Raw genomic sequence first — 12570 nt, 5'->3', positions numbered from 1 at the left:
GCCAGAGGGGATCGGCGATCGCCTCAGAAGCCGAGCGCCCGCCGTGCGGTTTCCAGATCGGCGGGTGTGTCGACGCCGCGCGGCACGCTGTCGACGATGCCGACGTCGATCCGCATCCCGGCCTCCAGCGCGCGCAATTGTTCGAGTTTCTCGCGCTGCTCGAGCGGCGAGGGCGGCAGTGACACGAAGCGCTCCAGCGCGGCGCGGCGATAGGCGTAGAGACCGATATGATGATAGCGCGGCCCGTCCCCATAGGGCGCGGTGGCGCGGGTGAAATACAGCGCGCGTAGCAAATTGTTTCGGATCGGCGAGCCGACCACCTTCACAACGTTCGGGTTGGTGCTCTCTTCCTCGGTGTGGATTTCGGCCGCGAGCGTGGCGATATCGACCGCCGGATCGGCCAGCGGCGCCAGCACCGCGCCGATCTGCTCCGGCCGGATGGTCGGGAAGTCGCCCTGCAGATTGATCACCGTCTCGATCTTGCGTTCCGGATCGAGAGTCTGCAGTGCCTCGTGAATCCGGTCCGAGCCGGACGGGTGGTCGGCCCGGGTCATCACCACCTCGCCGCCATGGGCGATCACGGCCTCGGCGATCTCCGGCGTATCGGTCGCGACCGCGACCCGGCCGATCGAAGCCGCCAGCGCGCGCCGCAGCACATGCACGATCATCGGGACGCCGCCGATATCGAGCAGAGGCTTGCCGGGCAGCCGCGTCGCGGCCATTCGCGCGGGGATCAGAACGAGCGTGAGGGGTGCGGTCATCGGGCGTGCAGGATCAGTCCTGTGCGATGGTCAACAGGCCGACCGAGAGCCTCGACCAGGGCGGTACCAGGCTGTTGGAAGGTCACGGATAGCGACACTTATACGGGTTGCCAGAGCGGGGGCAAACCGTTATCTCATCACAGCTAAATCTATTTGCGAATGCCAACGATAAACAATTTCAGACTCGAGTCTGACGGGAAACGCGAGCGCATCATGGATTCCTTCGAGCTCAACAAAATTCTCGGCGCAGTTCTCGCGACCTGCCTCGTACTGCTGCTGTCGAACTTCGCCGCGCAGGCGGTGTTTTCGCCCGGCAAGGTCGAGAAGCAGGGCTACGCCATCGCCGTGAAGGAAGCCGAGCCGGCCAAGGGCAAGGACGCTGCGCCGGCCGCGGCCGCTGAGCCGATCGAGAAGCTGCTGCAGACCGCCTCCGTCGAGAAGGGCACCGCCGCAGCCAAAAAATGCGCCGCCTGCCACACTTTCGAAAAGGACGGCCCGAATCGCGTCGGCCCCAATCTCTACGGCATCGTCGGCGAAAAGCGCGGTGAAGGCCGCGGCTTCAACTTCTCGGCGGCGATGAAGGCCAAGGGCGGCGAATGGACCTTCGAAGAACTCGACAAGTTCATCGCCAGCCCGAAGGGCTATATCCCGGGCACCGCGATGGGCTTCGCCGGGATCGGTAACGAGCGTGAACGCGCCGATCTGATCGCCTACCTCAACAAGAATTCCGATAAGCCCGAGGCGCTGCCGACCGCCGCCAAATAGCGGTCCGCCCCTTCAGCACGTCACGTCGACCAACGGCCGGGATTTCCCGGCCGTTTTTGTGCGCGTCATCACTCTGTCCTGATCGGGACGTTTCGCCGCAACGAAGTCGGCCGCGGGGTGCTATCGTTTGGAAAATCCGGCATAATCGGCCGAATCCTCGCCTTATATTGCGGCTTGAGTGCTGGGCCCCGACGCCAACAGGAATTCGACACCGTGAATTTGACCCGACGACATCTTCTGCAAGCCGGCGCATGGGCGGCTGCCACCCCGGCCCTCGGTCTCGGCTCCGGCCTGCTGGCGGCAGGCCCCGCCGCAGCGCAGGGCGCGGCGGGTGGGCCGGCATGGCGGCACGGCCTGTCGCTGTTCGGCGAGGTCAAGTACCCGCCCGATTTCAGGCGGTTCGATTACGTCAACCCGGATGCGCCCAAAGGCGGCGCGGCGCGCCAGATCTCGCTCGGCACCTTCGACAATTTCAACATTGCGGTCGCCGGGGTGAAGGGCAACATCGCGCCGGCGGTCGGCTACCTCTACGAGACGCTGATGACCGCCTCGCAGGACGAGGTCGGCGTCGTCTACGGACTGCTCGCCGAAAGCGCGACCCATCCCGACGATTTTTCCTGGGTGGCGTATCGGCTGCGCGCCGGCGCCCGCTGGCACGACGGCAAGCCGGTGACCGCCGATGACGTGATCTTTTCGTTCGACTCGCTGAAGAAATTCAGCCCGCGCTACGCGTCGTATTACCGCCACGTCCTCAAGGCCGAGAAGACCGGCGAGCGCGACATCCGCTTCACCTTCGATGGGCCCGGCAATCGCGAATTGCCGACCATTGTCGGCGAACTGATGATCCTGCCGAAGCATTGGTGGGAAGGCGTCGACAGCGCCGGGCGCACGCGCGACATTTCCGCCACCACGCTGGAAAAGCCGCTCGGCTCCGGCCCCTACCGGATCAAGGAGTTCGTCGCCGGCCGCGCGATCGTGCTGGAGCGCGTCAAGGACTATTGGGGCGAGAAGTTGCCGGTGCGCATCGGCGAGAACAATTTCGACGAGCTGCGCTTCGAATTCTTTCGCGACAACACCGTCGCGCTCGAAGCCTTCAAGGCCGACCAGGCCGACTGGATCGCCGAGAACTCTGCCAAGCAATGGGCGACGGCCTACGACTTCCCCGCGGTCACCGACAAGCGGGTGGTCAAGGAGGAATTCCCGATCAACGATTCCGGCCGGATGCAGGGCTTCGTCCTCAACCTCCGTCGCGACATGTTCAAGGATGCCCGGATCCGGCGCGCCTTCAACTACGCGTTCGACTTCGAGGAAATGAACAAGCAGTTGTTCTACGGCCAGTACAAGCGGATCAACAGCTACTTCGAAGGCACCGAGCTCGCCTCCAGCGGGCTCCCGCAGGGCGATGAACTCGCGATCCTCGAGACCGTGCGCGACAAGGTGCCGGCCGAGCTGTTCACCACCCCCTACAGCAATCCGGTCGGCGGCAATCCGGAATCGGTTCGCGGCAATCTGCGCGAGGCGATGAAGCTGGTGAAGGAAGCCGGCTTCGACATCAAGGATCGCAAGCTGGTCGACCCGTCCGGCAAGCCGGTCACGGTCGAGATGCTGGTGCAGGATCCGTCGGCCGAGCGCATCACGCTGTTCTACAAGCCGTCGCTTGAGCGGCTCGGCGTCACCGTCTCGATCCGCGTCGTCGACGATGCTCAGTATCAGAACCGCATCCGCGCCTTCGATTTCGACATCATCACCGATCTGTGGGGCCAGTCGCTGTCGCCCGGCAACGAGCAGCGCGATTATTGGGGCTCACAGGCCGCCGATCAGCCCGGCTCGCGCAACACCATCGGCATCAAAAACCCGGCGATCGACGCGCTGATCGACAAGGTGATCTTCGCCAAGGACCGCGCGACGCTGGTCGCCGCGACCCGCGCGCTCGACCGCGTGCTGCTGTGGAATTTCTACGTCGTGCCGCAATTCACCTACGGCTTCATCCGCTACGCCCGCTGGGACCGCTTCAGCCACGCCGATCTGCCTAAATACGCGCGCTCCGGCCTGCCGATGCTGTGGTGGTACGACGCCGAGAAGGCCGCCAAGATCGGCAGACGTTCTTGAGGAAGCGCCCGCGCATGGTGCAGCTCAACCGCCGCAATGTGCTCGGCCTCGGAATCGGCGCGCTGGCCGCGGCGCATCTTTGCCCCGCGGCTGCGGCCGAGGGAGAGACGGTCGCCCACGGCATGTCCGCCTTCGGCGACCTGAAGTACCGGGCCGATTTTCCGCATTTCGACTACGTCAATCCTCGGGCGCCGAAGGGCGGGCTGTTCTCGACCATTCCGTCGGTGCGCGCCTTCAACCAGTCGTTTCACACGTTCAATTCGCTCAATGCCTACGTCCTGAAGGGCGATGGCGCTCAGGGCATGGGCCTCACTTTCGCGACGCTGATGGCGCGGGCCGGCGACGAGCCCGACGCGATGTACGGCCTCGCGGCGTCGTCGGTGGCGATCTCTCGCGACGGTCTGACCTATCGCTTCACCATGCGCCCGGAGGCGCGCTTCCACGACGGCAGCAAGCTCACCGCGCGAGACGCCGCGTTCTCGCTGAACATCCTGAAGGCCAAGGGCCATCCGCTGATCACCCAGCAGATGCGCGACTTCATCAAGGCGGAAGCGACCGACGACGCCACGCTGGTCGTGACGTTCGCGCCGAAGCGCGGTCGCGACGTACCGCTGTTCACGGCCTCCCTGCCGCTGTTCTCCGAGGCCTACTACGCGAAACGGCCGTTCGACGAATCGACCATGGAGGTGCCGCTCGGCAGCGGCCCCTACAAGGTGGGCCATTTCGAATCCGGCCGCTCCATCACATTCGATCGCGTCAAGGACTGGTGGGGCGCGAAGCTGCCGGTCAATGTCGGGTCGAACAATTTCGACACCGTCCGGTTCGAGTTCTATCGCGATCGCGACGTCGCTTTCGAGGGCTTCTCCGGCCGCAATTATCTGTATCGCGAGGAGTTCACCTCGCGGATCTGGAGTACGCGCTACGATTTCCCCGCGGTCCATGACGGCCGGGTCAAGCGCGAGCAGCTTCCTGACGGGACCCCGTCCGGCTCGCAGGGCTGGTTCATCAACACGCGGCGCGACAAGTTCAAGGACCCGCGGGTGCGCGAGGCGATCGGCTGCGCGTTCGATTTCGAATGGACCAACAAGACCATCATGTACGGCGCCTATCAACGCACGGTGTCGCCGTTCCAGAATTCCGATCTGATGGCGGTGGGGCCGCCGTCGCCCGACGAACTGGCGCTGCTCGCACCGTACCGCGGCAAGGTGCAGGACGAGGTGTTCGGCGCGCCGTTTCTGCCGCCGGCGTCCGATGGCTCGGGACAGGACCGCGCGCTGCTGCGCAGAGGCGGACAGTTGCTGACCGAGGCCGGCTTCGCGATCAAGGATCGCCAGCGGCTGACGCCGCAGGGCGAGCCGATGCGGATCGAGTTTCTGCTCGACGAGCCGTCGTTCCAGCCGCACCACATGCCGTTCATCAAGAACCTCGGCACCCTGGGGATCGAGGCGACGTTGCGGCTGGTCGACCCGGTGCAGTTTCGCGCCCGACGTGACGATTTCGATTTCGACATGGCGATCGAGCGCTTCGGCTTCTCGACCGTGCCGGGCGATGCGCTGCGCAGTTTCTTCTCGTCGCAATCGGCCGCGACCAAGGGCTCGAACAATCTCGCCGGCATCGCCGATCCCGCGATCGATGCGATGATGGATCAGGTGATCGCTGCCGACACCCGGGCGAAGCTGGTCGTCGCCGCGCGGGCGCTCGACCGGCTGATCCGCGCCGGCCGCTATTGGGTGCCGCAATGGTACTCCGCCTCGCACCGGCTGGCCTATTGGGACGTGTTCGGCCATCCGCCGAACCTGCCGAAATATATCGGCGTCGGCGCGCCGGATCTGTGGTGGTCGGAGCCGAAAGCCGCGGCCGCCGCCGGCGGCGACGTCAAAGGCGAGGGAAAATAGATGTCCGCCTATATCGCCCGCCGCATCCTGCTGATGTTTCCGACCCTGCTCGGCATTCTGTTCGTGTCCTTCGTTGTGGTGCAGTTCGCGCCGGGCGGACCGGTCGAGCGGGTGATCGCGCAACTGTCAGGCGCCGACACCGGCGCGGCCTCGCGCGTCTCCGGGTCGTCCGGCGGCGACTTCGGCGGACGGCCGCAGGCCGGCGCCTCCGCCGATGCGGTCAATTCGAAATATCGCGGCGCGCAAGGGCTCGACCCGGAATTCGTCAAGAGCCTGGAGAAACAGTTCGGGTTCGACAAACCGGCGCCCGAGCGCTTTGCGATCATGCTGTGGAATTTCGCGCGGTTCGACTTCGGAAAGAGCTATTTCCGCGACGTCAGCGTGCTGCAATTGATCAAGGAGAAGCTGCCGGTCTCGATGTCGCTCGGGATCTGGATGACGCTGCTGACCTATCTGATCTCGATCCCGCTCGGCATCCGCAAGGCGGTGAAGGACGGCTCGAAGTTCGACACCTGGACATCGGCGGTGATCATCGTCGGATTTGCGATCCCGGGCTTCCTGTTCGCGATCCTGCTGATCATCCTGTTCGCCGGCGGATCGTTCTTCAGCTGGTTCCCGCTGCGCGGGCTGACATCCGACGGCTGGAGCCAGTTCCCCTGGTACTGGAAGATCATCGACTATTTCTGGCATCTGGCGCTGCCGCTGACCGCGATGGTGCTCGGCGCCTTCGCGACCATGACGCTGCTGACAAAGAACTCGTTCCTGGACGAGATCCGCAAGCAATATGTGATGACCGCCCGCGCCAAGGGCTGTAGCGAAACGCAGGTGCTGTACGGCCACATCTTCCGCAACGCGATGCTGATCGTGATCGCCGGCTTCCCGGGCGCTTTCATCCACGCGTTCTTTTCCGGCTCGCTGTTGATCGAGACCATCTTCTCGCTCGACGGGCTCGGCCTGCTCGGCTTTGAAAGCGTGCTGAACCGCGATTACCCGGTGGTGTTCGGCACGCTGTTCATTTTTTCGCTGGTCGGCCTCGTGGTCAATCTGGCCTCTGATCTCACCTATATGTGGATCGATCCGCGGATCGATTTCGAGGCGCGGGAAGTCTGATGACGCTGATCGCACGCGAGCCGATCGAGAGCACGATTCAGGCGCCGCTCGGCGAGGCGGTGCCGCCCGCCCGCCACCGCCTCGGCTTCTCGCCGCTGAACAAGCGGCGCTGGCAGAATTTCAAGGCCAACCGGCGCGGCTACTGGTCGTTCTGGCTTTTCCTGGTGCTGTTCGTGGTGTCATTGTTCGCCGAATTGATCGCCAATGATCGCCCGCTGCTGATTAAATTCGACGGCCATTATTACTTCCCGGCCGTCGTCAACTATGCCGAGACCACGTTCGGTGGCGATTTCGAGACCGCCGCCGATTATCGCGATCCGTTCCTGCAGAAGCTGATCGCGGACAAGAACGGCACGGTGATCTGGGCGCCGATCCGCTATTCCTACGGCACGCACAATCTCGATCTGCCGACGCCCGCGCCATCGAAGCCGACCTGGATGCTGACCGAGGCCGAATGCAAGACGGTGGTCGACAAGAAGGGCGTGAAGGGCTGCAGCGATCTCGAATACAACTGGCTCGGCACGGACGATCAGGGCCGCGACGTCGTCGCCCGGCTGATCTACGGCTTCCGCATTTCGGTGCTGTTCGGCCTCAGCCTGACGATCATCTCCTCGGTAATCGGCGTCGCCGCCGGCGGCATCCAGGGCTATTTCGGCGGTTGGGTCGATCTCGGCTTCCAGCGCTTCATCGAGGTCTGGACCGCGATTCCGTCGCTGTATCTGTTGTTGATCCTGTCCTCGGTGCTGGTGCCCGGATTCTTTGTTCTGCTCGGCATCCTGCTGCTGTTCTCATGGGTGTCGCTGGTCGGTCTGGTGCGCGCCGAGTTTTTGCGCGGACGCAATTTCGAATACATCATGGCGGCGCGCGCGCTCGGCGTCTCCAACGCCAAGATCATGGTGCGGCATCTGCTGCCGAACGCGATGGTCGCGACCATGACGTTCCTGCCGTTCATCGTGTCGTCGTCGGTGATGACGTTGACCGCGCTGGATTTCCTCGGCTTCGGCCTGCCGCCCGGCTCGCCCTCGCTCGGCGAATTGCTGGCGCAGGGCAAGGCCAACGTCCAGGCGCCGTGGCTCGGCTTCACCGGCTTCTTCGCGGTCGCGATCATGCTGTCGCTGTTGATCTTCGTCGGCGAAGCCGTCCGTGATGCCTTCGACCCCCGCAAGACGTTCAGGTGAGGATGTGGTAGGGTCGTTAGTGGTTTTGGAGACGTGCCATGAGAACAAAACTCATCAGGATCACGACGACGAACTATCCAGTTTCCCGGTTACCGCCTGATCTACGGGAAGACCTCGATCCGACCGCTATCGTTGCGGTCATTGTCGAGCACGAAGAAGTGCTTCCCGACTGGCTCGAAAAAGACAACGCGGAAAAAGACTGAATGGACGCCCTCAACCAGCCCTTGCTCTCCGTCGCCGATCTCTCCGTTGCCTTCCATCAGCAGAGCGGCACCACGCTCGCGGTGGATCGCATCTCGTATCAGATCAGGCGCGGCGAGTGCGTGGCATTGGTCGGCGAGTCCGGGTCGGGCAAATCGGTCAGCGCGCTGTCGATCCTGAAGTTGCTGCCGTATCCGACGGCGTCGCATCCGACCGGGCAGATCCGGTTCAAGGGCCGCGAACTGCTCGGCATGTCGGAGAACGACATCCGCGCTATCCGCGGCAACGAGATCTCGATCATCTTCCAGGAGCCGATGACCTCGCTCAATCCGCTGCACACGATCGAGGCGCAGATCGGCGAGATCCTGCAACTGCACGGCGGCCCGCGCGGCACCAAGGGGCGGGCGCGCATTCTGGAATTGCTGACGCAGGTCGGCATCCCCGAGCCGGAGACGCGGCTCGCCAGCTATCCGCACCAATTGTCCGGCGGCCAGCGCCAGCGCGTGATGATCGCGATGGCGCTCGCCAACGAGCCTGATCTCTTGATCGCCGACGAGCCGACCACCGCGCTCGACGTCACCGTGCAGGCGCAGATCCTGGCGCTGCTCGCCGACATCCGCGCCCGGCTCGGCATGAGCCTATTGTTCATCACCCACGATCTCGGCATCGTGCGGCGCATCGCCGACGTCGTCTGCGTGATGAACAACGGCAAGATCGTCGAGCAGGGGCCGGTCGAGCAGGTGTTCACCGCGCCGACCCACGCCTACACCAAGGCGCTGCTCGCCGCTGAGCCGAAGCCGGATCCGGCGCCGCCACGGCCGGACGCGCCGGTGGTGATCTCCACCGACGATCTGAAAGTCTGGTTTCCGATCAAGCGCGGCCTGATGCGCAAGACGGTGGGCCACATCAAGGCGGTCGACGGTGTCACGCTCGCGGTGCGCAAGGGCGAAACCCTCGGCGTCGTCGGCGAGTCGGGCTCCGGCAAGACCACGCTCGGGCTGGCGCTGTTGCGGCTGATCTCGTCTGAAGGTCCGATCGTGTTCCTCAGCAGCAACATTCAGGGCCTGAAGTTCAAGGAGATGCTGCCGTTCCGCCGCGACATGCAGATCGTGTTTCAGGATCCGTTCGGCGCGCTCAGCCCGCGCATGTCGGTCGGCGATATCATCGCCGAGGGTCTCAGCGTGCATCAGCCGCATCTGTCGGAAGAAGAGCGCGAGGCGAGGGTGATCAAGGCGCTGAAGGAGGTCGGTCTCGATCCGGCGACGCGCTTCCGCTATCCGCACGAATTCTCCGGCGGCCAGCGCCAGCGCATCAGCATCGCGCGTGCGGTGGTGCTGGAGCCGAATTTCGTCGTGCTCGACGAGCCGACCAGCGCGCTCGACATGTTGTTTCAGGCGCAGATGGTCGACCTGTTGCGCGAGCTGCAGCGCAAGCGCGATCTAACTTACATGTTCATCTCGCACGATTTGCGGGTCGTCGCGTCACTCGCAAGTCATCTGATCGTGATGAAACAGGGCAAGGTCGTGGAGGAAGGCCCAGCGGCGGAGCTGTTCAAGCACCCGAAGACGGACTATACGCGGGCGCTGTTTGCCGCCGCGTTCCGGCTCGAAACCGCTCCGGGCGGCGCCGCCGCGCAATAGGTGTCTGATGAGTGAGATCGACTGGACTGATCAGCTCGCGGATCGCGAGGCCGATGTCACCGTGTCCGCGCCCGAGATGATCGGCCGGGGCTTCATGACCTATGAGCGGTACGAAGTCTCGCTGCGGCGCGACGGCGAGCCGCCGCTGCTGCAGCGGCGGGATGTGCTGCGCGCCAGCCGGGTCGCAGCGGTCATCCCGATCGATCTGGCGCGCGACGCGGTGGTACTGATCCGCCAGTTCAGGTTGCCGGCTCACTTGGCCACAGGGCGCGGCGACATGGTCGAGGTTGTTGCGGGGCGCGTCGAGGCCGACGAGGCGGCGGTGGATGCTGCGCGGCGCGAATGCATCGAGGAAATCGGCATCGCGCCGGACCGGCTTGTCGAGCTGTACAGCGTGCTGGCGACGCCCGGCTTCACCGACGAGCAGATCATCTTCTTCGCGGGATTTGTCGACTCCACTGTGGTGCCGCCGCGGGGCGGCGTCGCCGACGAGGATGAGGACACCCAGCCGTTCGTCGTCCCGATCGACGCGGCGCTTGCGGCGCTCGCAAGCGGAGAGATCGCCAACGCGTTGCTCTACAGCGCGCTGCAATGGCTGGCGCTCAATCGCGGCGCGCTGCAGAACGTCTTCAACCGAGCCGCCTGATCGTCGTCAGCTCGCTGCCGCTGCCGCTCGCCGCGATGCGCGCGATCGCCTCGCGCGCAGACTCGATCGCGGTGGCCATGTGATACGCGTTGGCGTGGACGATGCTGTCGGCACCGCACGCGATCGCAACATGGCCCTTCCAGAACAACAGATCGCCGCGCCGAAGCTGTGCCTGTTCGGAGATCGGCACCGACGCGCCGAGCGCCACCTCCTGCATGTCGCTGTCGCGCGGAGCAGCGATGCCGCAGGCAGCGAGCGCGGTCTGCAGCAGTCCGGAGCAGTCGATGCCGAGGCTGGTGCGGCCGCCCCACAGATACGGCGTGCCGACGAAGCGCTCGGCGACCGCGACGAAATCGGGCTCCCCGATGTCGAGGGCAGCGACGTGCCGGCGCGGCACGTACCATCCTTCCTGCGTCACCGCGAAGCCCGCATCTTCGCGCACGACCGCAAGCCGCGCGCCGAGCGGCAGCGTCTCCGCCGGCGGCAGTTTGATCGAGGGGCCGGGGAAGGCGAAAGTGCGCAGCGCCGTCACCGTGTGGGTCGGTTCCGCCCCGGGCTTGTACAGAGCAAGATCAGGCAGCCAACCGACATAGCCATCGCTGACGAGTTGCCCCCAGGCCCAGCCGTCTTCGGTGCGGTCGTAGACGGTGACGCGTTCGCCCTTCAGCGCCTCGGTCTGCAGCATCGCGCCGGAAAACGGCTCGCGCCGCATGGGCGCCACGCCGTAGCTGATCTCGGAGATTTCTCCTTCGACGAAGCGCGTCGCCGTCACCTGGCCTTCGAGATACTTCGCGGCGAGGTCCGGCCGCGCAGGGGTCAACCGTGGATCAGCCATAGCGTTCGCTCAGCAGCGCGAAGATCGCGCGCGCGGCCTGGCACTCGCCGCCTTCGGGGCGCGCGGGCTTGGCCTTCGGCGTCCAGCCGTAGATGTCGACATGCAGCCAGCTCTTCGCCGCCTCGACGAAGCGCTGCAGGAACAGCGCGCAGGTGATCGATCCGGCGAAGCCGCCGGACGGCGCGTTGTTGATGTTCGCGACCTTGGAATCGAGCCAGGAATCGTAAGGCGCCCACAGCGGCAGCCGCCACAGCGGATCGTTCTCGGCCCTGGCGCAGCGCGCCAGATCGAGCGCGAGCGTCTCGTCGTTGGTGTAGTAGGGCGGCAGATCGGGTCCGAGCGCGACGCGCGCGGCGCCGGTCAGCGTGCCGAGATCGATCAGGAGATCGGGCGCTTCCTCGTCGGCGAGCGCCAGCGCGTCGGCCAGCACCAGCCGGCCCTCGGCGTCGGTGTTGCCGATCTCCACCGTCGGCCCCTTGCGCGACGGGAAGATGTCGAGCGGCCGCATCGCATTGCCGGCAACGGCGTTCTCGACCGCGGGGATCAGCACCCGCAGCCGGACCTTCAACTTCGCGTCCATCACCATCGAGGCCAGCGCCAGCGCATTGGCGGCGCCGCCCATGTCCTTCTTCATGATCAGCATCGCGCTCGACGGCTTGAGATCAAGCCCGCCGGTGTCGAAGCAGACCCCCTTGCCGACCAGCGTCACCTTCGGATGCGAAGGATTGCCCCAGCCGATATCGATCAGCCGCGGCGCACGCGCCGACGCCATGCCGACGGCGTGGATCAGCGGGAAATTCTGTTTCGTCAGTTCCTCGCCCACGATGCAGTCGAACGTCCCGTCGAAGCGCTGCGCCAGCGCCTGGGCGGCATCGGCGAGTTCGGCAGGGCCCATATCGTTCGAGGGCGTGTTGATCAGATCGCGCGCCAGTGTGGCGGCCGCGACGGCGCGCTCGATCGCAGCGACATCGACGCCCTCCGGCACGACCAGTTTGACGGCCGGCGGCTCGGCCTTGCGATAGCGGCCGAATTTGTAGGCGCCGAGCGCGAACGCCAGCACCGCGAGCCGGGTGTCGTGCGGCGCATTGGCGAAACGGTATACGCCGGGCGGCAGCAGGCTCGGCAATTGCCCGGCGCGAAACGGATCGCAAGCGCGCGCGTCCGGTTCGTCGAGGCCAAACAGAATGTGGCTCACATCGCCTTCAGGCGTCGGGAGCGCGAGGAATTGTCCCGGCTTGCCGCTGTAGCCATTGGCGCGCGCGAACCGCTGCGCGGCCTCCGGCAGCGTCGCGCACAGCGCCTCCCAGCCGGTTTTGGTAACGAAGGAAATCGGAACCGCGGTCGGTTCCGGGGCAGTGGCGAACAGCGAGGACATGCAGGGTCTTTCGAATCGAAGCGGGAGCGGCGAGGGCCACGTTGATTAACCCAAC

At 65.2% G+C, this 12570-nt stretch carries 11 protein-coding genes; 8 read left to right on the top strand and 3 right to left on the bottom strand.

Annotated features, from left to right (window positions below):
- Positions 1-23: 23 nt before the first annotated feature.
- On the bottom strand, positions 24-761 hold the full coding sequence (locus BMY71_RS07865) for a 3-deoxy-manno-octulosonate cytidylyltransferase (RefSeq protein ID WP_092682894.1): 738 nt from the start codon (positions 759-761) through the stop codon (positions 24-26).
- Positions 762-974: 213 nt separating this feature from the next.
- Here BMY71_RS07865 and BMY71_RS07860 point away from each other — a divergent pair, with 213 nt between their 5' ends.
- From BMY71_RS07860 to BMY71_RS07830, 8 genes are all read left to right on the top strand, one after another.
- Positions 975-1526, top strand: a complete 552-nt coding sequence (locus BMY71_RS07860) for a c-type cytochrome (protein ID WP_092682892.1) — start codon at positions 975-977, stop codon at positions 1524-1526.
- A 213-nt stretch (positions 1527-1739) separates the two neighbouring features.
- A complete protein-coding gene (locus tag BMY71_RS07855; RefSeq protein ID WP_092682890.1) occupies positions 1740-3635 on the top strand; it encodes an extracellular solute-binding protein in 1896 nt (631 codons plus the stop codon).
- A gap of 14 nt (positions 3636-3649) precedes the next feature.
- Positions 3650-5530 carry an extracellular solute-binding protein gene (locus BMY71_RS07850; RefSeq protein WP_092682888.1) on the top strand — a complete coding sequence of 627 codons (1881 nt, stop codon included), beginning with the start codon at positions 3650-3652 and terminating at the stop codon, positions 5528-5530.
- Positions 5531-6640: a microcin C ABC transporter permease YejB gene (locus tag BMY71_RS07845; RefSeq protein WP_092682886.1), complete on the top strand. Its 1110-nt coding sequence runs from the start codon at positions 5531-5533 to the stop codon at positions 6638-6640. It abuts the gene before it with no gap.
- Positions 6640-7818 (top strand): ABC transporter permease, encoded by a 1179-nt coding sequence (locus tag BMY71_RS07840; RefSeq protein WP_011503921.1) that lies wholly within the window; start codon positions 6640-6642, stop codon positions 7816-7818. The genes BMY71_RS07845 and BMY71_RS07840 overlap by 1 nt, the downstream gene beginning before the upstream one ends.
- Before the next feature lie 38 nt (positions 7819-7856).
- Positions 7857-8021, top strand: a complete 165-nt coding sequence (locus tag BMY71_RS24860; protein ID WP_175557631.1) for a hypothetical protein — start codon at positions 7857-7859, stop codon at positions 8019-8021.
- Positions 8022-9659: an ABC transporter ATP-binding protein gene (locus tag BMY71_RS07835; RefSeq protein ID WP_092682884.1), complete on the top strand. Its 1638-nt coding sequence runs from the start codon at positions 8022-8024 to the stop codon at positions 9657-9659. It begins immediately after the preceding gene.
- 7 nt (positions 9660-9666) lie between these two features.
- Positions 9667-10305: an NUDIX domain-containing protein gene (locus BMY71_RS07830; protein ID WP_092683155.1), complete on the top strand. Its 639-nt coding sequence runs from the start codon at positions 9667-9669 to the stop codon at positions 10303-10305.
- Here BMY71_RS07830 and BMY71_RS07825 read toward each other — a convergent pair.
- Both BMY71_RS07825 and BMY71_RS07820 read right to left on the bottom strand, forming a co-directional pair.
- The gene (locus BMY71_RS07825) at positions 10289-11140 is read right to left on the bottom strand and encodes a C40 family peptidase (RefSeq protein WP_092682882.1); all 852 of its coding nucleotides are present in this window, start codon (positions 11138-11140) and stop codon (positions 10289-10291) included. The two genes, BMY71_RS07830 and BMY71_RS07825, sit on opposite strands and share 17 nt — an antisense overlap.
- Positions 11133-12515: a leucyl aminopeptidase family protein gene (locus BMY71_RS07820; RefSeq protein WP_092682880.1), complete on the bottom strand. Its 1383-nt coding sequence runs from the start codon at positions 12513-12515 to the stop codon at positions 11133-11135. The genes BMY71_RS07825 and BMY71_RS07820 overlap by 8 nt, the downstream gene beginning before the upstream one ends.
- Between the last annotated feature and the right edge of the window lie 55 nt (positions 12516-12570).

It is taken from the genome of Rhodopseudomonas pseudopalustris (assembly GCF_900110435.1).
Classification (GTDB): Bacteria; Pseudomonadota; Alphaproteobacteria; order Rhizobiales; family Xanthobacteraceae; genus Rhodopseudomonas; species Rhodopseudomonas pseudopalustris.
Note: the sequence above shows the minus strand (reverse complement) of the source record. Positions and strands in the feature narration are given on the sequence as shown.